Annotated in this window: 20 protein-coding genes; 15 read left to right on the top strand and 5 right to left on the bottom strand. The window is 58.0% G+C overall.

All coding sequences use genetic code 11. From position 1 onward, the window contains the following. Positions 1-7 precede the first annotated feature (7 nt). Complete coding sequence (locus tag FAZ30_RS13010; RefSeq protein ID WP_425456400.1) at positions 8-1,204, top strand: amino acid aminotransferase; 1,197 nt, start codon at positions 8-10, stop codon at positions 1,202-1,204. A 74-nt stretch (positions 1,205-1,278) separates the two neighbouring features. Here the strand turns inward: FAZ30_RS13010 and FAZ30_RS13015 are convergent, their stop codons facing one another. From FAZ30_RS13015 to FAZ30_RS13025, 3 genes are read right to left on the bottom strand one after another with little or no spacing between them, the layout of a single operon-like run. Continuing rightward, a complete protein-coding gene (locus FAZ30_RS13015) occupies positions 1,279-1,854 on the bottom strand; it encodes a hypothetical protein (RefSeq protein WP_124644238.1) in 576 nt (191 codons plus the stop codon). Between the two features lie 2 nt (positions 1,855-1,856). Next, positions 1,857-2,408 (bottom strand): C40 family peptidase, encoded by a 552-nt coding sequence (locus tag FAZ30_RS13020; RefSeq protein ID WP_233578517.1) that lies wholly within the window; start codon positions 2,406-2,408, stop codon positions 1,857-1,859. Continuing rightward, positions 2,405-4,321 (bottom strand): ATP-binding cassette domain-containing protein, encoded by a 1,917-nt coding sequence (locus FAZ30_RS13025; RefSeq protein WP_124644237.1) that lies wholly within the window; start codon positions 4,319-4,321, stop codon positions 2,405-2,407. The genes FAZ30_RS13020 and FAZ30_RS13025 overlap by 4 nt, the downstream gene beginning before the upstream one ends. A gap of 109 nt (positions 4,322-4,430) precedes the next feature. On the opposite strand from FAZ30_RS13025, the gene FAZ30_RS13030 reads away from it, so the two are divergent. From FAZ30_RS13030 to FAZ30_RS13090, 13 genes are all read left to right on the top strand, one after another. Beyond that, on the top strand, positions 4,431-4,787 hold the full coding sequence (locus FAZ30_RS13030) for a hypothetical protein (protein WP_124644236.1): 357 nt from the start codon (positions 4,431-4,433) through the stop codon (positions 4,785-4,787). Positions 4,788-4,798: 11 nt separating this feature from the next. Continuing rightward, entirely contained in the window at positions 4,799-5,260 is a 462-nt protein-coding gene (locus FAZ30_RS13035) for a protein YgfX (protein ID WP_124644235.1), read from the top strand. Next, positions 5,257-6,525: a bifunctional tetrahydrofolate synthase/dihydrofolate synthase gene (folC, locus tag FAZ30_RS13040; RefSeq protein WP_124644234.1), complete on the top strand. Its 1,269-nt coding sequence runs from the start codon at positions 5,257-5,259 to the stop codon at positions 6,523-6,525. The genes FAZ30_RS13035 and folC overlap by 4 nt, the downstream gene beginning before the upstream one ends. A 7-nt stretch (positions 6,526-6,532) precedes the next feature. Next, the gene (locus FAZ30_RS13045; protein WP_124644233.1) at positions 6,533-7,489 is read left to right on the top strand and encodes an SPOR domain-containing protein; all 957 of its coding nucleotides are present in this window, start codon (positions 6,533-6,535) and stop codon (positions 7,487-7,489) included. 6 nt (positions 7,490-7,495) lie between these two features. Further along, positions 7,496-7,990, top strand: a complete 495-nt coding sequence (locus FAZ30_RS13050; protein WP_059286098.1) for a CvpA family protein — start codon at positions 7,496-7,498, stop codon at positions 7,988-7,990. A 112-nt stretch (positions 7,991-8,102) separates the two neighbouring features. Continuing rightward, positions 8,103-9,638 carry an amidophosphoribosyltransferase gene (gene purF, locus FAZ30_RS13055; RefSeq protein WP_124644232.1) on the top strand — a complete coding sequence of 512 codons (1,536 nt, stop codon included), beginning with the start codon at positions 8,103-8,105 and terminating at the stop codon, positions 9,636-9,638. 187 nt (positions 9,639-9,825) lie between these two features. Then, on the top strand, positions 9,826-11,010 hold the full coding sequence (locus FAZ30_RS13060; RefSeq protein ID WP_124644231.1) for an O-succinylhomoserine sulfhydrylase: 1,185 nt from the start codon (positions 9,826-9,828) through the stop codon (positions 11,008-11,010). A gap of 205 nt (positions 11,011-11,215) precedes the next feature. After that, positions 11,216-11,857 carry a TetR/AcrR family transcriptional regulator gene (locus tag FAZ30_RS13065; protein ID WP_124644365.1) on the top strand — a complete coding sequence of 214 codons (642 nt, stop codon included), beginning with the start codon at positions 11,216-11,218 and terminating at the stop codon, positions 11,855-11,857. Positions 11,858-11,884: 27 nt separating this feature from the next. Further along, positions 11,885-14,338, top strand: coding sequence for an acyl-CoA dehydrogenase (locus tag FAZ30_RS13070; protein ID WP_124644230.1), 2,454 nt, complete (start codon positions 11,885-11,887; stop codon positions 14,336-14,338). A gap of 104 nt (positions 14,339-14,442) precedes the next feature. Further along, positions 14,443-14,823 carry an acyl-CoA thioesterase gene (locus FAZ30_RS13075; protein ID WP_124644229.1) on the top strand — a complete coding sequence of 127 codons (381 nt, stop codon included), beginning with the start codon at positions 14,443-14,445 and terminating at the stop codon, positions 14,821-14,823. A 171-nt stretch (positions 14,824-14,994) separates the two neighbouring features. Then, complete coding sequence (locus tag FAZ30_RS13080) at positions 14,995-16,422, top strand: OmpP1/FadL family transporter (protein WP_124644228.1); 1,428 nt, start codon at positions 14,995-14,997, stop codon at positions 16,420-16,422. A gap of 123 nt (positions 16,423-16,545) precedes the next feature. After that, complete coding sequence (locus tag FAZ30_RS13085) at positions 16,546-18,921, top strand: 3-hydroxyacyl-CoA dehydrogenase/enoyl-CoA hydratase family protein (RefSeq protein ID WP_137009564.1); 2,376 nt, start codon at positions 16,546-16,548, stop codon at positions 18,919-18,921. Positions 18,922-18,987: 66 nt separating this feature from the next. After that, entirely contained in the window at positions 18,988-20,190 is a 1,203-nt protein-coding gene (locus tag FAZ30_RS13090) for an acetyl-CoA C-acyltransferase (RefSeq protein WP_124644226.1), read from the top strand. 106 nt (positions 20,191-20,296) lie between these two features. On the opposite strand, the gene FAZ30_RS13095 is transcribed toward FAZ30_RS13090, so the two are convergent. Next, positions 20,297-21,736: a PilZ domain-containing protein gene (locus tag FAZ30_RS13095; protein ID WP_233578515.1), complete on the bottom strand. Its 1,440-nt coding sequence runs from the start codon at positions 21,734-21,736 to the stop codon at positions 20,297-20,299. A 209-nt stretch (positions 21,737-21,945) separates the two neighbouring features. On the opposite strand from FAZ30_RS13095, the gene FAZ30_RS13100 reads away from it, so the two are divergent. Continuing rightward, the gene (locus FAZ30_RS13100) at positions 21,946-24,147 is read left to right on the top strand and encodes a patatin-like phospholipase family protein (protein WP_168190841.1); all 2,202 of its coding nucleotides are present in this window, start codon (positions 21,946-21,948) and stop codon (positions 24,145-24,147) included. Between the two features lie 76 nt (positions 24,148-24,223). Here FAZ30_RS13100 and trpC read toward each other — a convergent pair whose 3' ends face one another. Further along, on the bottom strand, positions 24,224-25,024 hold the full coding sequence (gene trpC, locus FAZ30_RS13105; protein WP_137009566.1) for an indole-3-glycerol phosphate synthase TrpC: 801 nt from the start codon (positions 25,022-25,024) through the stop codon (positions 24,224-24,226). Positions 25,025-25,103 lie beyond the last annotated feature (79 nt).

Genomic DNA, 25,103 nt, shown 5'->3' on the forward strand with positions numbered 1-25,103 from the left:
CTCTTCGATCTTCGCCGCGGTAGAACTGGCCCCGCGCGACCCGATTCTTGGCCTGAACGAAGCTTTCAACGCCGATACCCGTCCCTTCAAGGTGAATCTGGGTGTGGGTGTATACAGCGACGATAATGGCAAGATTCCGCTGCTGGCTGCCGTCAAGGCTGCGGAAAAGGCCCGTGTTGATGCCATGCTGCCGCGTGGTTATCAGCCGATCGAAGGCCCGGCCGCTTACGACAGCGCCGTGCAAAACCTGCTGTTCGGTGCGGATAGCGAGCTGATCTCTGCCGGTCGCGTGGTGACTGCTCAGGCGCTGGGTGGTACTGGTGCACTGAAAATCGGTGCCGATTTCCTCAAGCGTCTGAACCCGGAATCCAAGGTTTACATCAGCAATCCGTCGTGGGAAAACCACCGCGCGCTGTTCGAATCCGCCGGTTTCGAAGTGGAAAACTATCCTTACTACGATGCCGCCACCCGTGGTGTCGACTTTGCCGGCATGAAGTCCTTCCTGCAAAGCCTGGCGGCTGGTTCCGTGATTGTGCTGCACGCTTGCTGCCACAACCCGACCGGTGCCGATCTGTCCGATGCGCAGTGGGCTGAAGTCGTGGAAGTCTGCCGCGCCCAGGGCCTGGTTCCCTTCCTGGATATGGCGTATCAGGGCTTTGCCGATGGTATCGATGCCGATGCCGTGGCCGTACGCCTGTTCTCCGCTTCCGGTCTGCAGTTCTTCGTGTCCAGCTCTTTCTCCAAGAGCTTCTCGCTGTACGGCGAGCGTGTTGGCGCGCTGTCCATCGTGACCGCCAGCAAGGAAGAAACCAGCCGCGTGCTGTCGCAACTGAAGCGTGTGATCCGTACCAACTACTCCAACCCGCCGATCCATGGTGCCGCCATGGTGGCTGCCGTACTGTCCAGCCCGGAGCTGCGCCAGCAGTGGGAAGATGAGCTGGCTGGCATGCGTGACCGCATCCGCGCCATGCGCACCGGTCTGGTCGATGCCATCAAGGCGCAGGGCGTGGAGCAGGATTTCTCCTTCGTGGCCCAGCAGCGCGGTATGTTCTCCTACACCGGCCTGACCGCCGCACAGGTTGAAGTCCTGCGCAGCGAATTCGGCATCTATGCTGTTTCCACCGGCCGCATCTGTCTGGCCGCGCTGAACAGCAAGAACCTGCCGTATGTGGCTGAAGCCATCGCCAAGGTCGTTAAGAGCTGATTTTTCAGCCTTGATGCGAAAAACCCCGCTGCGGCGGGGTTTTTTTATTGTGAGATGTGCAGGCCCAGGTGTGTTCAGTCTGCGGGTGGTGGCGTGCGGGTCAGCCGGATGCGTAATTGGCCGGGCAATGTCTCGATGGCCTTGATGGCCAGGTGCTCCCCCAGTGGCTTGCCCAGCAGGGAGTAGTCCAGCCATGGCTGCAGGGCAGGCAGGCGCTGCAGGTCGATGTAGGCGATGTCTTGTTCCAGCGTCAGCCAGTCCAGTGGTTTGGCCAGCTGCTGCAGGGCCTTGTGGCCAAAAGCCCCTTCCAGCACACCAAGCAATAGGCCGCCCAGCAAGCGACGGGTGGCCGAGGGAGAGATGGCTTCGCCCTGAACGTGATAGCGCAAGCGGATCTGCCTGCTGTTCCAGTCTATGGGCAGGAAGTCGAAATGCAGGGTCAGCCGAGCGGCCACAGGCTGATGCGCAGTCAGATGCAGGGTGCTGTCGCGGCTGAGCAGCGACAGGCCATCAATTTGCAGGCTGTCGCCATTCAGGGCTTGCTGCAGCTTGCGCAGCAGCCAGGCCTCCTGCAGGGACACGCCATCCCGGTGCAGGCTGGGGCGGTGCTGCCAGCTGCGTTGCAGTCGACTGGCCCAGGATGTACTCATGCTCAGGCAAACAGCGTGCGTGCGCCTTCAAAGTGGGCCGCGAAGTAGCTGTTGTCCAGCCGGTCGATACGGATGGCGCTATTGGTGCGCGGGGCGTGCACGAACTTGCTGTCCCCAATGTAAATGCCCATGTGCGAGAAGGAGCGGTTCATGGTGTTGAAAAACACCAGGTCGCCCACCTGCATCTGGCTATTGCTGATGGGGCGGGCCAGGCCGGCGATCTGGGCGGCATTGTGCGGCAGGCGGACGCCTACGGCATTCTGGTAGATGTAGCTGACCATGCCGCTGCAATCCAGCCCGGCTTCCGGGTTGGCGCCGCCGAATTTATAGTCCAGATCAAGCAGGCCCAGCGTGTACATGAGAATCTCCCGGCCCGCCCCGTCCGCCTTCAGCGCGGACAGCGTCTTGTCCTGTGAGGGACGAGGGCGCACCTGGCTGGTTTTTCTGGGTGGTGTGCCGCAGGCACTCAGCCACAGTGCCAGTGAACTCAGCATGGCACCGCCGAGAAAACGTCGACGTTCGGGCGAGGGCGGGGTGGGCCGGCTTGTACTCATTTTTGTTTTGCCTCCAGTTCTTCCCAGCGCGCCAGCTTGTCCAGCAGTAGCTCATCAATGGCCTCGATGCGTTGCTGCCAGGCAATGGCGTCCTTGGGGTGGTCGCGATAGCAATTAGGGTCCAGCAATTGCTGGTTCAGGCTAGCCTGCTCGGTTTCCAGTGCGGCGATTTCGTCCGGCAAGGCCGCCAGCTCACGACCTTCATTGTAGGAAAGCTTGCTGCGAGCGGGTTTGGCTTTGTCCTGACGAGCTGGCGCGGCGCTGGCGGCAGCGGCCGGCTTGCTGCTTTCTGCCGGTTTCATCGCAACCATGCGGGCGCGGGTGTCGATCCAGTCCTGATAGCCGCCTGGATATTCTTCCAGCTGGCCTGCGCCTTCAAAGGCAATGACCTGGGTGACGACATTATCGAGGAAGGCGCGGTCGTGGCTGACCAGGAACACGGTGCCGGAGTATTGGGCGATGACATCTTCCAGGAGTTCCAGCGTATCGATATCCAGATCGTTGGTGGGTTCGTCCAGCACCAGTACATTGGCCGGACGGGTAAACAGCCGGGCCAGCAGCAGACGGTTGCGTTCTCCACCCGACAGCGAGCGTACCGGACTGCGTGCGCGTTGCGGCGAGAACAGGAAGTCTTCCAGATAGCTCATCACATGCTTTTTGACGCCGCCGATTTCCACGAAGTCGTTACCCTGGCTGATGATGTCAGCCACGCTGGTGTCTTCGTCCAGCTGCTCGCGGAACTGGTCGAAGTAGGCGATATCCAGCTTGCTACCCTGCTTGATGCTGCCGCTGTCGGCCTCCAGCTGGCCGAGGATCAGCTTGAGCAAGGTGGTCTTGCCGGCACCATTAGGGCCGATCAGGCCGATCTTGTCGCCACGCAAGATGCGGGTGGTGAAATTTTTGATCAGTGTGCGCCCTTCGAAGCCCTTGCTCACACCTTCCAGTTCGGCCACCAGCTTGCCGGAGCGTTCGCCCGGGTCCAGCTGGAAATTGACCTGGCCTACGCGTTCACGCCGGGAGCTGCGCTCACGGCGGATGGCTTCCAGTCGGCGCACCCGGCCTTCATTGCGGGTGCGGCGCGCCTCAATGCCCTTGCGAATCCACACTTCTTCCTGGGCGTGGAATTTGTCGAAGATGCGGTTCTGTTCTTCTTCGATGGCAATCTCTTCGGTCTTGCGCACCTGATAGGCGGAAAAGCTGCCCGGGTAGCTGCGCAGAATGCCGCGGTCCAGCTCGATGATGCGGGTGGCCACATTGTCCAGAAAGCGCCGGTCGTGGGTAATCAGCAATACGCTGCCGGCAAAGTTCTTGATCAGGCCTTCCAGCCATTCGATGGCCGAGACGTCCAGATGGTTGGTCGGCTCGTCCAGCAGCAGCACTTCCGGCTTGGCTGCCAGCGCGCGTGCCAGCGCCACCCGTTTTTTCCAGCCGCCGGACAGCTCGTTGATCAGGGTGTCCGGGTTCAGGTTCAGGTGGGACAGCGTGGTGGCAATCAGGGCGTCGAACTGCCAGCCGTCGCGGGCTTCCAGCTCATGCTGCAGGATTTCCATACGTGCCAGCGCAGTCTCGTGATCGGCATCGGCCAGGGTCAGCTGCTGGGTAATATGATGATATTCGCTCAGTAGTGCCTGCAGATCGCCCAGCCCTTCGGCAACCGCTTCGAACACGGTTTGTTCCGGGTTGAATTCCGGTTCCTGCGCCACATAGGCCACGCGCACGTCGCCCTTGATGTTGATGCGCCCGTCGTCCAGGGTAATGGCACCGGCAATGCCCTTGAGCAGGGACGACTTGCCCGCGCCGTTGCGGCCGATAAGGCCGACCACTTCGCCAGGCTCCAGTGCGAAATCCACATTATCCAGCAGGGCGTGGTGGCCAAAAGCCAGGCAGGCCTTTTCAACAGAAATCAATGACATTGAGGCATCTTGTAATCGGGTGACAATGGCCGCAATTGTAGCATGCGGCGTGCTGGCCCTTGCCGACTTGGGTTACAATGCGCGCCAACTCGGAATTGAAAGGATTGCCATGTATTTTGTTGACCGCTCGGTGGCTGTGATCAAGCCCAAGCAAGCGTTTCTGGACTGGCTCAATGCCGTGCCCGGCAACGATATGGTGGATTTGACCCTGGACAGCCTGCGCAGCGACTGCACGGTGATCCTGTTGCCGGAATTCAACGAGCCGGAAGAGGCGGTTGCCCATATCGACGAGCAGTACGAGCAGCTGTTCAAGGTGGAAGTCGCTTCCTGGTATGACGATGAAGACCTGTGGCCCAAGGACATGTCGCTGAAGGCGTTCTGGGAGTGGTTTGACGTGGAGATCCACTCCACCGTGCTGGATACTGTCGACGCCGACATCAGCAATACGCCGACCAGCGAGCTGTAAGCGCGCCGGCCATGCGCGCGCGCCAGTTGCTGCCACCCTTTGCCCTGAGCCTCCGCCCGTCGCGCTACTGGCTGGGGCTGTTGTCCGGCTTGTGGCTGCTGTCTGCCCTGGCCGTGTTGATCTATGTGGATGACTTGTGGTGGCTGCTGCCCTTGCAGGGTGTGCTTGGCTCGCTGGCCTTGCGCGCCAATGGCTGGTGGCGGCGCAATCCATTGCAAGGTATCGCAGTGGATAGCCTGGGCCGGATGCACTGGCACTATGCCGAGCGCTCGCTTGTGGTATTACCCGGGGACGACTGTTTCATCTCGCCGTTTCTCATTATTGTCAATGTGATGGCCGCAGGCCGTCGTCACAGTTGCCTGTTGTTGCCGGATAGTGCTGAAGCCCAAGCATTGCGGCAGTTTCGGGTTTATCTGCTGTGGTTTCATGCAGGCGTGGAGACTGACCCGTCTGCTGTCGTAGAGCATCCATGACGCAAAAAACAACTCTGAACGAATGGCTGAACTGGCTCGAGGGCCTGCATGCCAGCACTATCGACATGGGGCTGGACCGGGTGCGCCAGGTCTGGGATGCCATGCAGCTCAAGCCGGCCTTTCCGGTCATCATGGTGGCAGGTACCAATGGCAAGGGTTCGGTCTGTGCCATGCTCTCCACCATGTACCAGCGTGCCGGTTTCAAGGTGGGTTGCTACACCTCGCCGCACATCCATCGCTACAACGAGCGCGTGGCCATCGACCTGCAGCCGGTCAGCGATGCGCGCATCATGCAGAGCTTTGCTGCCATCGATGCTGCCCGTGGTGACACCTCGCTGACCTATTTCGAATTCGGCACGCTGGGCGCCATGCACAGCTTTATCGAAGAAAAGGTCGATGTGGCCATCATGGAGGTCGGTCTGGGCGGGCGTCTGGATGCGGTCAATATCTTTGAACCGGATGTGTCGGTGGTGGTCAGTGTGGATATTGATCACGCGGCCATTCTGGGTGACAACCGCGAAGACATCGGCTTCGAAAAAGCGGGTATTTATCGCCCGGGCAAGCCGGCCATCTGTGCCGATCCAACGCCGCCGCAGCGCTTGCTGGCGCATGCCGCCGCCATTGGGGCTGATCTCAAGCTGCTAGGCCGCGATTACAGCTATCACCGCATGGAAAACCAGTGGTCTTTCCAGATGGGTGCGGCGCGGCGACATGCTTTGCCGATGCCTGCCTTGCGTGGTGGCTATCAGTTGGGCAATGCCGCAGCGGCACTGGCGGTGCTGGATTGTCTGCATGAGCGCCTGCCGGTGGGCATCGGCGCGCTGAAGCAGGGTTTGGTCGAGGTGGACTGGCCGGGGCGTTTCCAGGTATTGCCGGGCCGTCCGCTGGTGGTGCTGGATGTGGGCCATAATCCGCATGCGGTCAAGGCCATGGTGGCCAGCTTGCGCCAGTTGCCGTTTGCGGAAAACCGCTATGCGGTGTTTTCCATGCTGGCCGACAAGGATCTGTCTGCTGTGGCAGAACTGGCACGTGGCGAATTCGATGGCTGGTTTGTGGCCGGACTGGATATGCCGCGCGGGCAGAGCGGGGCGGATATTGCCACACGCCTGCAGGCATTGGGTATTGGCAAGGTACAGGCTTTCGTCGATGTGGCCTCTGCCTGGCAAGCTGCCTTATCGGCAGCGGGCGAGAATGATAGAATTACCGTTTTCGGCTCTTTCCACACCGTGGCCGAGGTGATGGAAGCCCGTCAGCAACGAATTTGAGGATTGCATGGCTCTGTCTGCTCACGATGAACTGATTCTGTTGCGCAAGCGCGCCAGGCGTCGCCTGGTGGGGGCGGTTGTGCTGGTCACGGTTTCCACCGGTGTTCTGTGGAATGTCGTTGGCCACCTGCCCGAGCAGCAAATGCGCCCTGAGTCGGTGGAGATCGCCAGCGAGGCCTCCGGCACGCCGGCGGATGCAGCCCTGCCGCCTGCAGAGACGGTAGCGGGTGCCAGCTCCGCTCCGCTTGCCAGCAAGGTGCAAGCCTCGGCCGCGCATCTGGCGGCAGCCTCTGCCCCGGCGGCCAAGCCTGCGGGTACGCAGTTGCCGGCCGACCTGGCTTCGGTGGAGCCGGACCGGCCGGCTGCAACGGCCAGCCATGCCGCACCGGCAGTTGCAGCGGTGGCTGCCGTCGGTGCAGTCGCTGCGGTGCAGGCCAGCAAGCCCAAGCCCGTCGCGGCAGCCAGCCAGCCAGCGGTGCATGAGCCGGTGAAGAAGAAAGCAGCCAGCAAACCGGCGGAAGCCAAGCCGGTGGTGGCGCACACGGAAAGCAAACCGCCCAAGACTGACACTAAACAGGCCAGCAAGCCGGAGCAGCCCAAACACAAGCAGGCTGATCCTGCGGCCATTCTGGCTGGGCATTTCGACGAAGAGCCGGCTGCCAAGGCCAGTCCGCCCAAGAGTAGTCCGACAAAGAAAAGTGAGTCCAAGCCGGAAAAAGTGGATAATGTCGCCAGCGGCAAGTCGAGCATTCAGTTGGCAGCCCTGTCCGACCCGGCCAAGGCCGATGCACTCAAGAGCAAGCTGGCCGGCTTGGGTATAGCAGCCCACTTCAGCAAGGTCGAAACCAGCAAGGGTGAAGTGACCCGGGTGCGAGTGGGGCCGTTTGCCTCGCGTGCCGAGGCCGAAGCGGCCTTGCACAAGCTGTCGCAGGCTGGCGTGTCCGGCATCATTGTCAACAAGTAAGCGCCGATGACAGTCTTCGACTACATTGTGATAGCCATCGTGCTGGGTTCGGTGCTGGTGGCGCTGGTGCGTGGCTTGGTGGCCGAAGTGCTGTCGCTGGGTTCCTGGTTGCTGGCCTTCTGGTGTGCCAAGGAGTTGTCGCCCTTGCTGGCAACCTTCATGCCGAATGAGCTGCCCAGCCAGGGCTTGCGCCTGGTGGCCTCGTTTGTGCTGCTGTTTTTCCTGTCGTGGCTGGCCACGGCTTTATTGCGTATCACCCTGACCAGTTTGCTGGATTCGACCGGGCTGGGTGGTCTGAACCGATTGATGGGTGCGGTGTTCGGTCTGGCTCGCGGGCTGGTGCTGGTCACGGTGCTGGTGCTGGTGGGCGGTCTGAGTGATCTGCCGCGCCAGCCTATGTGGAGGAATGCGGTATTGGCCGCTCCATTTGAATCATTGGCCTTGTCATTAAGGCCCTGGCTGCCGGCGATGCTGGCAGACAACCTGCATTACACGGGATAGTGTGATGAAACAGGCGGAATATCTTGATATCTTCACTTCAAGATTTCCGCCTTTTTCTTTGGCTGTATGTTTTGTTTGAAAATCCAGGTAGTTGGGAAGAGAGAGTAGAGCAATGTGTGGAATCCTAGGCGTGGTAGGGCAGTCTCCCGTCAACCAGTTGTTGTATGACGGACTGCAAGTGCTGCAGCACCGTGGACAGGATGCGGCGGGTATTGTCACTTCCAGTGGCAAGACCTTTCACATGCACAAGGGCAGCGGCATGGTGCGCGATGTGTTCCGCACCCGCAATATGCGTTCGCTGATGGGCAATGCCGGTATCGCCCATGTGCGTTACCCCACGGCAGGTTCTGCTTCCAGTCTGGCGGAAGCCCAGCCTTTCTATGTCAACTCGCCGTTTGGCATCGTGCTGGCGCACAACGGCAATCTGACCAATACCGAAGAGTTGAAGGCGGACATGTTCCGTCACGACCTGCGTCATATCAACACCAACTCCGACTCTGAAGTCCTGCTCAACGTGTTTGCCCATGAATTGGCCGAACGTGTAGTAGGTTTCGAACTGAGCGTGGATGCCATTTTTGGCGCGGTTGAGGCCGTGCATCGCCGTGTGCGTGGTGCCTATGCCGTGGTGGCCCTGATTGCAGGTTACGGCCTGGTGGCCTTCCGTGACCCCAATGGGATCCGCCCGCTGGTGATCGGCAGCACTCATGTGACGGGCAAAGCCGAATACATGTTTGCGTCGGAATCGGTGGCGCTGGATTGCTCCGGTTTCAGCATCTTGCGCGATGTTGAGCCGGGCGAAGGGGTGTTCGTCAGCTTCGATGGTGACTTCCATGCCCGCCCGTGTGCCAAGGAAGTGCGTCATGCACCCTGCTTGTTTGAGTATGTTTACTTTGCCCGGCCGGATTCGGTGATCGACGGTGCCTCGGTTTATCAGGCTCGTATCGTGATGGGTGAAAAGCTGGGTGAGAAAATCCGCCAGGTGCTGCCGCAGCTGGATATCGACGTGGTGATGCCGATTCCGGATACCAGCCGTCCGAGTGCGCTGGCGCTGGCCAATAGCCTGGGTCTGCCGTATCGCGAAGGTTTCATCAAGAACCGCTACATCGGCCGCACCTTCATCATGCCGGGCCAGGCAGTACGCAAAAAATCGGTACGTCAGAAGCTCAATCCGGTGGCTTGCGAATTCAAGGATCGCAATGTGCTGCTGGTGGATGACTCCATCGTGCGCGGCACCACTTCCAAGGAAATCGTACAGATGGCGCGCGATGCGGGTGCCCGCAAGGTGTACTTCGCCTCAGCCGCTCCGGCGGTGCGTTTCCCCAATGTCTATGGTATCGACATGCCGACCCGTGCCGAATTGCTGGCAACCGGGCGTACCGAGCAGGAGATTGCCGAAGAAATCGGTGCCGATGCCGTGATCTATCAGGATCTGGCTGCCCTGCAGGAGGCGGTACACTCGGTCAATCCCAAGCTGCACGAGTTTGAAACTTCCTGCTTCGACGGCCAGTACATTACCGGCGACATTACCGCAGCCTATCTGGATGCGATCGAATGCGCCCGTGGCGATAGCGGCAAGAAAGAGGAAAATCCGGTCAGCACCCAGATGATCGACTTGAACCTGAATGTGGCTGAACAAAACCTGATGTAAGTCAGGGCTTGCAAAAAACCGGCTGCGGCCGGTTTTTTCTTTGTAGCTGCCGCACATAGCGCTGGTAGCTGACATCCATATGCCGCAATTTCATTTAAATAATGCCGGGCGATCAGGCAATATAGGCAGCACAAGGCGGTGGCCGGTCATGGTGACCTGCAGCCGATAACAAGACCCGAGAATCATCATGTCAGTTGAAAATACCCCGGAGCAATACCACGCTGAGACGCTGGCGATCCGTGGTGGTCGTGAAAGCAGCGACTATCGCGAACATAGCCAGGCGCTGCATCTTACTTCCAGCTTTTGCTACGAATCTGCCGAACAGGCTGCTGCCATGTTCATGGGCGAGATCGAAGGCTATACCTATTCCCGCTTCACCAATCCCACGGTGAATGCATTTCAGCAGCGCCTGGCGCTGATGGAAGGTGGCGAGCGCGCCATTGCCACAGCCACCGGCATGGCGGCCATCCAGGCCATCATGATGAGCCTGCTGAAAGCAGGCGATCATATTGTTTCCTCGCAAAGCCTGTTTGGCTCGACCACCAATCTTTTTGCCGGTTTGCTGGCGAAGTTTGGCGTGGAAACCACCTTTGTCGATGCGACTGATTTGTCGGCTTGGGAGGCTGCAGCCAAGCCTAACAGCAAGCTGTTCTTTCTTGAGACACCGTCTAATCCCCTGACCGAGATTGCCGATATCGCTGCGGTGGCGGCCATTGCCCACCGGCATGATGCCTTGCTGGTGGTGGATAACAGTTTCTGTTCGCCGGCGCTGCAGCAGCCGCTCAAATTGGGCGCTGATCTGGTGATGCACTCGGCTACCAAGTATCTGGATGGCCATGGTCGGGTCATGGGTGGTGCCGTGGTGGGCAGCCATGCTCTGGTCGAGCAGGTTTATCTGCATGTGCGTACCGCAGGCCCCACCCTGGCGCCGTTCAATGCCTGGGTGCTGCTATCCGGCCTGGAAACGCTGTCGCTCCGTATGGAAAAGCACAGCGCCAATGCACTGCAACTGGCCCAGTGGCTGGAAGCGCACCCGGCGGTGGAGCGTGTCTACTATCCGGGACTGGCCAGTCATCCCCAGCACGCGCTGGCTGCGCGTCAGCAGCAGGGCGGTGGGGCGGTGGTGTCTTTCGTGGTAAAAGGAGGGCGTGCCGGTGCATGGAAGCTGGTGGACGGTGTGCAGCTGATCTCGCGTACTGCCAACCTGGGCGATGTAAAGAGTACAATTACCCACCCGGCATCGACCACCCATGCGCGCGTCGCCCCGGAAGTCAGGCTGAAGGCTGGCATCGAAGAGGGCTTGATCCGCGTTGCGGTGGGGCTGGAGAACGTTGCCGACCTGCAGGCCGATCTGGCACGTGGGCTTGACTAAACATTAAACCCTGCGTTTCATTCAAACGAACGGCAGTCTAAACTTAGACTGCCGTTTTCGCGATGGTAGCGAGGAAATCCGCAGTAGCAGCGCGGATGATTTTCTTGACACTGATCAAATTAAAACGTAAGTTTGAAACGCTTGTTCGAAAGCTGAGATGGACAAGACCAAATACCCTGCAAGTACAAAAAAGGCACAAGAGAACATGGAAGCCAGCCGCCCGGATACGGCAACGCGAATCCTTGACGTTTCCGAGCGTCTGTTCGTGGAGCACGGTTTCGAGGCTACCTCGCTTCGCATGATTACTCAGCAGGCCGAAGTCAACCTGGCCGCAGTGAATTATCACTTCGGCTCAAAGGATGCGCTGTTCGAATCCGTGTTCATGCGCAGGCTGGCGCCCTTGATAGCGTCCTGCCTGGCGGAGCTGGATGAGCTGGAGACAAGAGAAGAGAAGCTGTCGGTGGAGAGCCTGGTTACGACGTTCATTCGTCCGTGTCTGGCGCTGTCCAAGGACCCTGCGAGGGGCGGGGCCCTGTTTGTCAGACTTCTGTCGCGTACGCTGGTGGAAAACCACCGTCTGCTGCGCGAAACCATCTCCCAGCAATACAGTGTGTTCGTGCAACGCTACTCGCGCGCCTTTCATCATGCGCTGCCCGAGCTTGGTGTTGAGGAGTTGGCCTGGCGGATGCATTTTGCGTTCAGTGTCATGTTCAACGCCTTTGCCGGAAACGATGTGCTGAAGATATTCACGCGCAGCCAGATCGTTTCCGCGAGGGACCCTGACATGATCGTGAAATATCTTGTGCCGTTTGTGGTTGCCGGGTTGGTCTCGCCTGTCGAAGGTTAAGCAGGGTCAACACGAGGGTAAATCACAATGTTTGCTGCTGTTCTTCTCATCGCACTGATTGGTGCCTTGGCGTATTACCGCGCGCCGGTGCTGGCGTGGACTGTCGTGCTGGCGGCCTGGCTCGCTACGCTGCAATTTGCGTTTGGCTGCCCTGTCTCCGTCGCCGTCTGGAGTGTTGCCGCCATCGTGGCGGCTGTATTGAATATCGTCCCTTTGCGCCGTGCCGTGTTCACCGGCCCGGTGTTTGGCATTTTCAAGAAAATCACTCCGGCGATGTCCCAAACCGAGCAAGAGGCGATCAATGCCGGCACGGTGTGGTGGGATCGGGATCTGTTTTCCGGCAAGCCGGATTATCAGCGCCTGCTGTCCTTTCCTGATGCCAAGCTGAATGCAGAAGAGCAGGCCTTTCTGGATGGCCCGACCGAGCAGCTCTGCTCGATGATTGATGACTGGAAAATCACCCATGAGCTGAAGGATCTGCCGCCGGAAGTGTGGCAGTTCATCAAGGACAATGGCTTCCTGGGGATGATCGTCAAAAAGAAATATGGCGGTCTGGAGTTTTCCAACTATGCCCATGCCAAGGTGGTGACCAAGATTGCCACGCGTGGTGGTACGGCAGCGGTATCGGTGATGGTGCCCAATTCGCTCGGACCGGGTGAGCTGCTGCAGCATTACGGCACCGAAGCGCAAAAAGACTACTACCTGCCGCGTCTGGCCAAGGGTGTTGAGGTGCCTTGCTTTGCCCTGACCAGCCCCTACGCGGGTTCCGATGCCGGCAGCATTCCTGACTACGGCATTGTCTGTCGTGGTAGCTATACCGATCCGCGTACCGGTGAGCATCATGAAAATGTGCTGGGCCTGCGTGTCAGCTGGGAGAAGCGCTGGATTACCCTGGCGCCGGTTGCCACCATTCTGGGTCTGGCATTCAAGATGTACGACCCGGATCACTTGCTGGGTGACAAGGAAGAAATCGGCATCACCTGCGCGCTGGTGCCGACCGAACATGAAGGTGTATGCATTGGTCGTCGTCACTTCCCTGGCGGTGCGGCTTTCATGAATGGTCCGACCTGGGGCAAGGATGTGTTCATTCCGCTGGAGTGGATCATCGGTGGTCGCGAGTTTGCCGGCCAGGGCTGGCGCATGCTGGTGGAGTGCTTGTCGGTTGGTCGCTGCATTTCCCTGCCGGCCATGTCGGTGGCTTGCGGTAAGGTCACTACCTTCACGACCGGTGCTTATGCCCGCATCCGCGATCAGTTTGGTCTGCCCATTGGCAAGTTCGAAGGGGTGGATGAAGCCATGGCACGTATTGGTGGCTATACCTACCAGATGGAAGCCTCGCAAGATCTGGCACTGACCGGGCTGGATATGGGTGAAAAACCGTCTGTGCTGTCGGCGGTGCTCAAGTATCACAATACCGAGCGCATGCGCAAAACCATCAATGACGCGATGGACATTCATGGCGGCAAGGCTGTGGTGCTCGGTCCGCGCAATTATCTGGCGCGCGCCTATCAGTCCATCCCCATCGGCATTACGGTGGAAGGCGCCAATATCCTGACTCGTTCCATGATTATTTACGGGCAGGGTGCCATTCGTTGCCATCCTTTTGTGTTGCGCGAGATGAAGGCGGCGATGGCCAATGATGGTGCCGAGTTTGATCGCGCCATTACCGGTCATATCAATTTTGTTATCAGCAATATCTTCCGCTCCTTGTGGCTGGGGCTGACTGGTGCGCGCTTTGCCGGCTCGCCGCGTGCGGGTGAGACTGCGACGTACTATAAGCAGATCACGCGTTTCTCCTGTGCTTTTGCCTTGTTGTCTGACATGGCCATGTTCAGTCTGGGTGGCTCGCTGAAGTTCCGCGAAAAGCTGTCGGCCCGTCTGGGTGATATGTTGTCCAATCTGTATATCGCTACTGCCTGCCTCAAGCGTTTCGAGCGCGAAGGCGCGCAGAAGGAAGATCTGGCCGTGCTGCGCTGGGCGGTTGAGAATGCACTGTTTGATTTGCAGACTGCCATGGATGGCTTCCTTGCCAACTTGCCAAGTCGTGGTCTGGCCGTGGTGTTGCGCAAGATCATCTTCCCGTGGGGGCTGACACTGAAGCCGGCATCCGACCGTATCGGTACCAAGGTGGCGCGCGCCATGATGGAGCTGGGTGGTATGCGTGAGCGACTGACGCGCGGTATGTATGTGCCGCCTTCCGAAGAGGATGCGGTTGGCGTGCTGCAACATGCGCTGACGGCCATTCTGGCCACTGAGCCGGTTGAGCAGAAGCTGCGCAAGCTGGCACGCGATGGCAAGTTCCAGACAATTACCGCCAAGGAAAGACTGGAAGAGGCCTTGCGTGCAGGTCTGGTGACACAAGCCGAATTCGATGCGGTAGCGCGTGCGCGCAAGCTGAAGCGTGATGTCATCATGGTGGATGATTTCGACATGGCGCTTGAGCGTCATGATGAAGCGCTGCTGCAGCGACACATTTTCTGAATCAATTTTCTACACTGAATGAAGTGCCGGATGGAGCCATCCGGCCGTTCAGTCAAGAAGCTGCCTGGCGGCTTCTTTGCTGAGCGATCACCAGGAGCGCCACGATGGATTGCAATGCACAGCGTTTTCCCACTTTACGGGTACGTGCTCTACCGACCGCCACCAATGCTTATGGCAAGGTGCAGGCCGGTTGGTTGATGGGGCAGATCGATATGGCCGGCAGTCTGGATGCTGAGCGTCTGGCGCGTGGTCCGGTGGCGACGGTGGCAGTGAATGCTTTCCAGTTTACCCACCCCATTTTATTGGGAGACGTGGTCAATCTATACGTGGAAAGGCTGCGCGTGGGGCAGAAGTCCGTCACGCTGAAGATAGCAGTGGAGGCAGAAAGGCTGGATGGTGAGCTGGTGTTTGTGACTGAGGTCATTGCAACATTTGTGGCCGTGGATATGGATGGTAGATCGCGTAATTTGGCTGAAGTTTGCTGATTTTGTGCGCTGTTGTTGTCTTGATGCGAATTGAAACGGACGTTTGGAACAAACGCTCTTATTTTAGTGGACATGCTCTAATTCTCTGGTAGTATCCAAAATGATCCGTAGCAATACGGACATAAAAAGCGACTAGGACTACATACAGATATATTCGCAGAGAGGGATAACATGAAACTCAAGCACCTCAGCCAATCCGTGATGCTCATGGGAGTTGCCGTCGGGGCGTTCTCTTCCACAGCACTGGCTTCCGGTTACCACTTCGGCTCACAAAGCGTTTCCGCGCAAGGGACGGCATTTGCCAACGGCGCAGAAGCTGCCGATGCATCGACCATCTTCTACAACCCAGCTGGCATGTCGCGTCTGACTGGCACCAATTTCTCCGGTGGTCTGACGCTGGTAGTGCCGGATTCGGAATACACCGACAAGGGCTCCAAGAATGTAAATGGCACTGCTATCAGCGGTGGGAATGGTGGTAATTTCGCTCCTGATTATGTTGTCGCACCATCGTTCTACGCCACGCATCAGCTGAATGATAAGTGGACGGTTGGCTTGGGTATTTTCGTGCCGTTCGGTGCGCAGCTGGATTATGGCAATACCTGGGCAGGTCGTTATGCGCTGGAAAGCATCAAGCTGGAAACGCTGAACTTTAATCCTTCCGTTTCTTTCAAGCTTGATGAGCATCATTCCTTTGGTGCCGGCATTTCTGCTCAGTACATGAAAGCTACCTTGAGCAAGGCTGTGGATGTTGCTGGTGGTTTTAGTTCGCTACCGGCTGCACAGCAGTCGGCGATTATCAGCCAGATTATTACAGCTGGGGGCAACCCGGCTAAGCTCGGCAGCGTACAGCCAGGTCAAGCGTCTTTGGATGCGGATGGCTGGGGTTACGGTATGAACTTGGGCTACATGTTCCAGTTGAACGAAAACACTCGATTTGGCCTTGCATATCGTTCAAATATTCATCACAAACTTGATGGAAATGCGAACTGGAATTTCAATAATGTAAGTACCGATCCGGTAATTAATGCCACCATTCAGGGTTTGGCCAAAAAGCTTGGTCATGTTTCTTCTGGTGGTTCAGTTACTGTGGATACCCCGGAATCGATTTCAGCCAACGCTTTCCACAAACTGAATGACAAAGTTGATTTGATGGCCGACCTGACCTGGACGCGTCATTCGCGCATGGACAGCATCGATATCAAGTTCAGCCAACCGGGTGAGGGCGATCTGGTCATCAAACAGGGATGGCGCGATACCTATAAATTGTCCTTGGGTGGAAATTATCACTACAGTGATGCGCTGACCTTGCGTACGGGTGTCGCATATGATCAATCGCCAGTTAAAAATGACGATTTGCGCCACCCGGCACTGCCGGATAGTGACCGCTACTGGTTGTCTTTCGGTGCCAATTACAAGCTGAGCAAGCAGTCATCGGTTGACTTTGCATACTCCTACGTATTCTTCAAGAATGCCAATATCAACTACAAAGATGGTTGCAACCCGAATAGCACCACCTGCACGGGTAATGGTGAAAGCACGGTCGGTAGCTACAAGACCAATCTGCAATTCCTTGGTCTGCAGTACAACTACAGCTTCTAAACAGACAGTAATGGTTTAGGGGCGTGGCAGGTTCATGGCGGTGCAAGCCGCCATGAACCGAAAGCAAGGCAGGCATGAGGGGCCTGCCCCATGATTGATGAGTTTCAACATAACGAGGAAACCATGTCTCAAACCAAGTTCAACGTACGCAAAGTGGCGGTGCTGGGTGCTGGCGTGATGGGCGCGCAGATTGCCGCTCATCTGGTCAATGCCAAGGTGCCGACCATTCTGTTCGACCTGCCGGCCAAAGAAGGTAATAAAAACGGCATCGTGCTCAAGGCACTGGAAGGCCTGAAAAAGCTCAAGCCGTCACCGCTATCCAATAAGGATGCTGTTGGCTATATCGAGCCGGCCAATTACGAAGATCATCTGCATCTGCTGAAAGATTGCGATATCGTCATCGAAGCCATTGCCGAGCGCATGGACTGGAAGGCGGATCTGTATCACAAAGTGGCGCCTCATCTGGGCGAACACACCATCTTCGCTACCAACACCTCCGGCCTGTCGATCAACAAGCTGGCCGAGAGCTGCCCTGATGCGGTGCGCCCGCGTTTTTGCGGCGTGCACTTCTTCAACCCGCCGCGTTACATGCATCTGGTCGAGATCATCCCGTGCGTAACGTCGGATGCGGGCATTCTGGATAATCTGGAGCGTTTCCTGGTCACCACCCTGGGTAAGGGCGTGGTCCGTGCCAAGGATACCCCGAACTTTGTGGCAAACCGCATTGGTGTGTTCTCCATGCTGGCGACCATTGCCAATGCCGAAAAATTTGGCATCCGCTTTGATATTGTCGACGATCTGACCGGCCCGCGCCTCGGTCGTCCCAAGTCAGCCACCTTCCGTACGGCTGACGTAGTCGGCCTGGATACCTTCTCGCATGTGGTGAAAACCATGGATGACACCCTGCCGGGTGATCCGTGGCATGGCCTGTTCAAATCGCCGGAATGGCTGCAGAAGCTGATTGCCGCCGGTGCGCTGGGTGCCAAGGCCAAGGTTGGTATCTACAAGAAAGACGGCAAAAAGATGTTCGTCTTCGATGCTGCCAGTGGTGACTATGTTGCTGGCGGTCAGAAGGGTGACGACGCAGTCAAAGACATCCTGAAGATTGCCGACCCGGCGGAAAAATTCAAGCAGCTGCGCGCCAGCACGCACCCGCAGGCACAGTTCCTGTGGGCCTGCTTCCGCGATGTATTCCATTATATTTCCTACCATCTGGCCGATATCGCCAACTGTGCCCGTGATGTGGATTTTGCCATTCGCTGGGGTTTCGGCTGGTCGGCTGGTCCCTTCGAAACCTGGCAATCTGCCGGCTGGCAGCAGGTAGCGCAGTGGATCGACGAGGACGTCAAGGCGGGTAAGGCGCTGAGCACGGCCGAGCTGCCGGGCTGGGCACTGCAGGCTGATCGGGCTGGCGTGCACTTTGCCGCTGGTTCTTACAATGCGGCTGAGCAAAATCTGGTAGGCCGCTCGACACTGGATGTGTATCAGCGCCAGCTGGCGCCGGCCCGTGTACTGGGTGAAGCTGCTGCCCCGCTGGGTGAAACCGTATTTGAAAATGATGGCGTTCGCGCCTTTACCACGGGTGACGATATCCTGGTGGTGTCGTTCAAGTCCAAGGCGCACGCTATCGGTCCGGATGTGATTGATGGGCTGAACAAGTCGCTGGATATTGCCGAAGACCGTTTCAAGGGCCTGGTGATTTGGCAGACCGAAGAGCCGTTCTCGGTTGGTGCCGACCTGCAATCTATGCTGCCGGCCTTCATGACGGGAGACTGGGCAGCCATCGACACCACGGTGCGTCGTTTCCAGGATACCTCGATGCGCCTGCGCTATAGCCAGGTGCCGACTGTAGCCGCAACGCAAGGTTATGTATTCGGTGGTGGCTGCGAGTTTGCCATGCACTGCGACAAGACCGTGGCAGCGCTTGAGTCTTATGTTGGTCTGGTAGAAGTGGGTGTTGGCCTGCTGCCAGGTGGTGGTGGTTGCAAGGAGTTCGCTCTGCGCGCGGCGCAGGAAGCCAAGGGTGACGTGCTGGCTGCCCTGAAGGATTACTTCATGGCGATTGCCACGGCCAAAGTGGCGACCAGTGGTCAGGAAGCCCAGGAAATCGGCTTCTTCCGCAAGGGTGATCCGGTGGTATTCAATGCCTACGAGCTGCTGTATGTCGCCAAACAGCAAGCGCTGGCCATGGCCGAGTCTGGCTATCGTCCGCCGCTGAAGGTGAAGGGATTCCCGGTAGCGGGTCGTTCCGGCGCGGCTTCGATCAAGGGTTCTCTGGTGAATATGCTGGAAGGCCATTTTATCTCCCAGCATGATTTCTTCATTGCTTCGCAAATCGCCGATGTCATGACCGGCGGTGATGTTGAGGCCGGTACGCTGGTCAACGAGCAGTGGATTCTGGATCTGGAACGCAAGGCCTTCATGACCTTGCTGCAAAACGCCAAGACCCAGGATCGCATTGCCAATATGCTGACCACCGGCAAACCGCTGCGCAACTAAACGAAACAATGCATCAGTCCGACGGCCGCGAGGGGCGGAGCCGTCGGCTGCAAGGAGATTGAAAAAATGGTTAAGCAAGTACAGGAAGCCTATATCGTCGCTGCCACCCGTACTCCGGTGGGCAAAGCACCGCGTGGCATGATGCGCCATGTGCGCCCGGATGACATGCTGGCGCATGTGATTACCGGAGCACTGGCACAGGTGCCGACACTGGACCCGAAGCTGATTTCCGACTGCGTGGTGGGTTGCGCCTTCCCGGAAGCGGAGCAGGGCCTGAACATGGCGCGTATCGGTGTATTGTTGGCTGGCCTGCCCAATACCGTGGGCGGCATCACCATCAACCGTTACTGCTCGTCCGGCATCAACGCGGTGCAGATGGCTGCCGACCGCATCCGTCTGGGTGAGGCCGATGTAGTGATTGCCGCCGGTGCTGAATCGATGTCGCTGGTACCGATGATGGGCAACAAAGTGTCGCTGAATCCGGAAATCTTTGCCAAGGATGAAAACTATGCCATCGCTTATGGTATGGGTCTGACGGCTGAGAAAGTGGCGCAGCAGTGGGGTGTGTCGCGTGAAGACCAGGATGCCTTTGCGGTGGAGTCGCACCGTCGTGCACTGGCCGCCATTGATTCCGGTGCCTTCAAGAGCGAAATCACCCCTTTGGAAGTGACCTATCGCACACCGAATCTGGAAACCGGCGAAGTGATCAGCAAGACCCGCGTGCTGGATACCGATGAAGGTCCGCGTCGCGAAACCACGCTGGAAGGCCTGGCCAAGCTGAAGACCGTATTCGATGCCAAGGGCTCGGTGACTGCCGGTAACTCTTCGCAAATGTCCGATGGTGCCGGCGCAGTGATTCTGGTATCCGAGCGTGTGCTCAAGGAGTTCAACCTGGTGCCGCTGGCACGCTACGTGACCTTTGCGGTCAAGGGTGTACCGCCGGAAATCATGGGTATCGGTCCCAAAGAAGCCATCCCGGCAGCCTGCCAGCAAGCGGGCATCACCCAGGATGAGCTGAAGTGGATCGAGCTGAATGAAGCCTTTGCTGCACAGGCGCTGGCCGTGACCCGTGATCTGGAGCTGGATGCCAGCAAGATCAACCCGCATGGCGGGGCGATTGCGCTGGGCCATCCGCTGGGTGCTACCGGTGCCATCCGTACCGCCACGCTGGTACATGGCATGCGCAATGCCGGCCAGCAAGGCTATGGCATGGTGACCATGTGTATCGGTACTGGTATGGGTGCAGCCGGCATTATCGAAGTGCTGTAAGGCTGCGTAGCCTGCTCGCCAAAACGCCCGCAATCGCGGGCGTTTTTGTTTGCTTTACCTTGTTTCTCTTCAGTGACCGTGGAGTGCTGACTGGATAGCTCGGCGGTCAGTCTACCTTGGATAAGGTGTCGAAATCGCTATTGCTGCAATCCTCAAACTCTTGTTGCGGGCTTTTCAGGCGAATCAGATAGGACTTGCCCTGTGCGGTGAGAATCTGCTCGCGACCCGGCTCTGCCAGTTGCTTGGGCATCAGGAACCAGCGCTGGCTCTTGCGTGAATTGGGTTGGGTAATGTAAATCGCAGTGACCGGCTGGTCGCGATTGCCTGCCGGGTCGCTCAGCGATACCCCGACTGGACTCTGTCCCAGTATTTCTATACCGACCTTGGTACCATTCTGCTGGCGCAGGATGCGGCGGATGGCACCCAGCAGCAAAGGATGGCTTTCGGTCTTGACCAGCACCAGGCGGCCGATGGCCAGTTGTTCTACACTCTTGCCGATGAAGGTCAAGCCCATGCCGCTGCTGCTGATGTCGTTGACTTTCCAGTCCTGAGACGGCGTATTCTGGCTGTTTTCGATGTCCTGAATCTTGATGGTAAATGCAGCCCGCTCGAAGCCGATGGTGACTTGGGCGTTGGAGCTGTGCAGCGAGCGCTCGGATTTGCGTAGCGACTTGCCACCATCATCAGACCAGCGAATGGCCAGTTTTTCGCATAGCGCCAGCCATTCATCCCGTTCCAGCTTGGCATCCAGGGCCCTAAGCGAGGCCGGGATGGTACGGTCGAGATCGAACATCAGGTCGGCCAGGCGGCTGGTCAAGTCGCTGGTGGACCAGTAACGCAGCCATTTGCCGGCCATGCCACGCAGCAGAGGTTGCGGGTGTTCCGGCATGCTCAGGTTGATGACGAATACCGGTTCTTGAGCGGGAGCCTGTTTTTCCAGGCGTATGCCCTGGCTTAGCGGCATCATCATCTGGTCGACGGCAATGATCTCGCGGTGCAGCATATTGTCAGTCTGTGCCAGATAGAGCATGCAGCCCTGCAATAGCAGCTGTTCACAGCTGACTTCAACGGAGGAGTCGGGGTACAGCATCAGAGGCGTGCGGGCAACGCCAGCATCTTCCGCCTGCATGTAGAAGCGGAAGCCTTGTTGCCAGACTGAGCCTTCCGGCTTCAGATAACGCAGCGAATTCCAGGCAATCAGTCGCATCTGGTGATGCAGGCCACGCGCCGTGATCAGCCGGATGTCGGCTTCCATGGCATTGTTGGGAGAGGCCTGATACAGGCGCAGGCAAATCTGGTAGGCGTTGGCCAGTTCGTGCCAGAAGGCCAGAATGGTGGGCAGATAGTTTTTGCTGCCGGGGGCTGCGGCCAGAAAATCCTGACACAGCTGGTGATGAATGTTGTGGGCCTTGTCATCGACGTAGACCAGGGTCTTGATGCGCTCCTTCAACGGAATATCGGTATCCGCGTTGATCTTGGAGACGGCCTTGATGATTTCAACCAGGGCAGTAAAGTATTCCGCCTGCGGCAAATCCCTCACCAGCATGGTCGCTGATTGAGCGATACCGGTTGCCAGGGAGTTTTTAGTGAGCAGGGAACTGACCAGAGATTTAAAATCGAACATTGTGCCTTAAGCTTTATTGGGCTCTATGTTTTGTCGAATGTATGTCACTATATCTTACGTCACCGTGCAGCTTAGGTGAAATAGTAAATTTCCGTTTTTTACTGAATATGCATCCTGCTACAAAAAGAATTTTGAAATTTTCGCTGAAACTGCTGATTCTGGCGCTGCCGCTGTTGGTCGCTGTGCCGCAGGCCCGCGCTTTCGAACTGCCCGCAGATGAAGGGGTGGGTGTAGTGCTGGGTGGCGGCGGTGCGCGCGGTTTTGCGCACCTGGGGGTGCTGCGTGAGTTGCAGCGTCTGCATATTCCCATTCGCTGCATTGCTGGTACTAGTGCGGGCGCGCTGGTTGGTGGCATGTATGCCAATGGCTTGGATCTGGATCAGATGGCTGCGGATTTTCGCGATGCCAACTGGGATCAGATGCTGTCCGGACGCCTGCCGCGCACGGATATTCCCTACGACAAGAAGCGTGATGATTACAAAAACTATCTTGATGTGACCTTTGGCCTGCAGGATGGGCAGCTGCGCGTGCCGCGTAGTGCCATCAATTCGCAGGAAATCGAGATGTTCATCCGCAAGCTCACCCGCGACCGTCAGCTTGATACCTTCGAAAAACTACCCATTCCTTTCCGGGCGGTGGCGACCGACCTGGCCAATGGCGAGGCGGTGGTGTTTGACAAGGGGCCGCTGGCCGAGGCTTTGCGGGCCAGTATGGCGGTGCCGGGGGTGTTTGATCTGGTGGAGACGGATGGTCGGCTGTTGGTGGATGGCGGTCTGGCGCGCAACCTGCCGATTCAGGATGCGCGGCAATGTGCGCGGCACCTGATCGTGGTGGATGTTGGTACGCCACCATTGAAGAAAGACCAGATCAACAGCTTGTTTGATGTGGTGGCGCAAACTTCCAACCTGATGGTCAGCCGCAACGTCAAAGAGCAGATGGCGCTGCTGCAGGCCGGTGATGTGTTGATCCGTCCGGATCTCAATGGCTATAGTGCCGCAGCCTTTGTGGATAATCAGGCCATTATCCAGCGCGGCAAAGCGGCGGCACTTGCTCAGGAGCAGGCCTTGCGCCGCTTTTCTGTCAGCGCCCAGCATTATGCCGCCTGGCGTGAGCGCTTGAAGTTGCCGGCTTATCCTGTGGTGGATGATGTCCAGGTCAAATCAGACAGTCGCTTTGTCAATGTAGATGGGCTGGCAAATAGTGTGGCCGGGATGAAGGAGGGGCAGACGGTTAACGATGTCCGTGAAAAGCTGCGCGAGCTGTTTGCTGCCGGCGATTATGATCAGCTCAGCTACGCCATTGACTCCAGCAACGGGCGCAACATCATGACCGTGATGCCGCTGGAAAAGAATATTGGTCCGAATACGGTACATTTTGGCTTGAGCCTCAATAGTTCTACGCCAGGGGATTCCAATTTCAGCTTTCTGGCGGCGCATCAGCGTAACTGGCTGAACCCGGCTGGTGGCTCTTGGCGTAACGAGATGGTCATCGGCAAGGACAAGCTGTTCAAGACCGAGTTGTATCAGCCATGGTCGTATGACAGCCCCCTGTTTGCGGCCGTATCGCTCAGTTATCACCAGCAGCCTTTGTCATTTTATGATGACAATCACATAAAATATGCCGAAGTGAGCAACGATATCACCATGGTCAATGCAGATATCGGCACCGTACTGGGCCGTTACGGTGAGTTGCGACTTGGCTTGTTTGATTCGCGGGTGGGGAGCTATCTGTCGCTAGGTGATTCCGCACTGTTGAGCGGCACAGTCAATCACAGTTATGCCGGGGTGCGCGGCAAGTTGGTATTCGACCAGTTTGATAATCCGCGCTGGCCGCGATCCGGGTATTTCCTGAATGCCGTGCTGACCTCGTCCTTGCCGGCCATGGGCAGCTATACCGCGAGCCGTGACTATGATGCGGTAGTGGAAGGGGTGAAAACCTTTGGCGACCTGACATTCAGGCTCACTGGCAAGGCCCGGGGCATTGTCAATCGCAAGCCGGATGACTACCGACTGGAGTCGCTGGGCGGCTTTCTGAATCTGACCGGTTATCAGGCGGGGGAGTTGCTGGGCGAGAAGGTGGCCTTGTCACGGCTGATGGTGTACTGGCGCGCATCGTCGCTGCCATCGGCCTTGGGCAGCGGTTTGTATGCTGGGGTGTCGGGCGAGGTGGGGCGCGTGTGGGGTAATCCCTTCGATGGCCATACCACCCAATGGATCCCTGCTGGCTCGGTGTTTCTTGCGGCAGATACCATTTTTGGCCCTTTCTTCCTGGGCGTGGGCAATGCCAAGAATGGCAAACTGAGCGCTTATGTCTACCTGGGTGCGGATTATTGAAACTGGGCACTCGCATAGAAAGCGGCCACCGATTAGGTGGCCGTTTTGCTATTGCCATCTGCGCGGAGGGCGCGCTTCAGTCTTGCGGAAAGAACAGCCCGGCAAGGGCTGCGCCAGGGTCGTCCTGACGCATGAAGGCTTCACCTACCAGGAAACTGTGAACCTGATGGCTGCGCATCAGGCGTACGTCATCGGCGCTGAGGATGCCACTTTCGGTTACTGCAATGCGGCCATTGCTGATGCCAGGCAGTAGCTTGAGCGTAGTGGTCAGGCTGACTTCGAAGGTGCGCAGATTGCGGTTGTTGACGCCGATCAGTTCGGTATCCAGCTGCAGGGCTTGTTCCAGTTCTTCCTCATTGTGAACCTCGACCAGTACCGCCATGCCCAGCTCGCGTGACAGGGCTTCGAAATCGCGCATCTGGGCCAGCGGCAGCGCGGCGGCAATCAGCAGGATACAGTCGGCACCCATGGCGCGGGCCTCATACAGCTGATATTCATCGACCATGAAGTCCTTGCGTAGCACCGGCAAGTGGCAGGCGGCACGGGCGGCTTCCAGATAGGCGGCATCGCCCTGGAAATACTGCTTGTCGGTCAGTACCGACAGGCAGGCTGCACCGGCTGCGGCATAGCTGGCGGCTATGGAGGCCGGGTCGAAGTCGGCACGAATCACGCCCTTGCTCGGGCTGGCTTTCTTGATTTCGGCAATCACCGCCGGCTGACCCAATACATGCTTGGCGCGGATGGAGGCGACAAAGTCGCGTTTGTCGGTGGCACGCAATTCGGCCGCGCGGCGTACTTCGGCCAGCGGGCGGGTTTGCAGGGCGGCGGACACTTCCTGATGCTTGGTGGCAACGATGGTATTGAGGATGTCGGACATTCTGTAAGCCTGTGGTAATGCGTTCAGCCAAAACGGACATCATGCAGAACTGTGCCGGCTTTGGCAATCTTGCCGCAGT

It is taken from the genome of Aquitalea aquatilis (assembly GCF_005155025.1).
Lineage (GTDB): Bacteria > Pseudomonadota > Gammaproteobacteria > Burkholderiales > Chromobacteriaceae > Aquitalea > Aquitalea aquatilis.

Bases quoted from the DNA above. Each gene is read 5' to 3' on its own strand.
- purF (WP_124644232.1), top strand. From the start codon at position 8,103: ATGTGTGGAATCCTAGGCGTGGTAGGGCAGTCTCCCGTCAACCAGTTG.
- FAZ30_RS13015 (WP_124644238.1), bottom strand. From the start codon at position 1,854: ATGAGTACATCCTGGGCCAGTCGACTGCAACGCAGCTGGCAGCACCGC.
- FAZ30_RS13070 (WP_124644230.1), top strand. From the start codon at position 11,885: ATGTTTGCTGCTGTTCTTCTCATCGCACTGATTGGTGCCTTGGCGTAT.
- FAZ30_RS13080 (WP_124644228.1), top strand. From the start codon at position 14,995: ATGAAACTCAAGCACCTCAGCCAATCCGTGATGCTCATGGGAGTTGCC.
- FAZ30_RS13065 (WP_124644365.1), top strand. From the start codon at position 11,216: ATGGAAGCCAGCCGCCCGGATACGGCAACGCGAATCCTTGACGTTTCC.
- FAZ30_RS13030 (WP_124644236.1), top strand. From the start codon at position 4,431: ATGTATTTTGTTGACCGCTCGGTGGCTGTGATCAAGCCCAAGCAAGCG.
- FAZ30_RS13020 (WP_233578517.1), bottom strand. From the start codon at position 2,408: ATGAGTACAAGCCGGCCCACCCCGCCCTCGCCCGAACGTCGACGTTTT.
- FAZ30_RS13060 (WP_124644231.1), top strand. From the start codon at position 9,826: ATGTCAGTTGAAAATACCCCGGAGCAATACCACGCTGAGACGCTGGCG.
- FAZ30_RS13050 (WP_059286098.1), top strand. From the start codon at position 7,496: ATGACAGTCTTCGACTACATTGTGATAGCCATCGTGCTGGGTTCGGTG.
- FAZ30_RS13095 (WP_233578515.1), bottom strand. From the start codon at position 21,736: ATGCTGGTGAGGGATTTGCCGCAGGCGGAATACTTTACTGCCCTGGTT.
- trpC (WP_137009566.1), bottom strand. From the start codon at position 25,024: ATGTCCGACATCCTCAATACCATCGTTGCCACCAAGCATCAGGAAGTG.
- FAZ30_RS13035 (WP_124644235.1), top strand. From the start codon at position 4,799: ATGCGCGCGCGCCAGTTGCTGCCACCCTTTGCCCTGAGCCTCCGCCCG.
- folC (WP_124644234.1), top strand. From the start codon at position 5,257: ATGACGCAAAAAACAACTCTGAACGAATGGCTGAACTGGCTCGAGGGC.
- FAZ30_RS13045 (WP_124644233.1), top strand. From the start codon at position 6,533: ATGGCTCTGTCTGCTCACGATGAACTGATTCTGTTGCGCAAGCGCGCC.
- FAZ30_RS13075 (WP_124644229.1), top strand. From the start codon at position 14,443: ATGGATTGCAATGCACAGCGTTTTCCCACTTTACGGGTACGTGCTCTA.
- FAZ30_RS13090 (WP_124644226.1), top strand. From the start codon at position 18,988: ATGGTTAAGCAAGTACAGGAAGCCTATATCGTCGCTGCCACCCGTACT.
- FAZ30_RS13085 (WP_137009564.1), top strand. From the start codon at position 16,546: ATGTCTCAAACCAAGTTCAACGTACGCAAAGTGGCGGTGCTGGGTGCT.
- FAZ30_RS13025 (WP_124644237.1), bottom strand. From the start codon at position 4,321: ATGTCATTGATTTCTGTTGAAAAGGCCTGCCTGGCTTTTGGCCACCAC.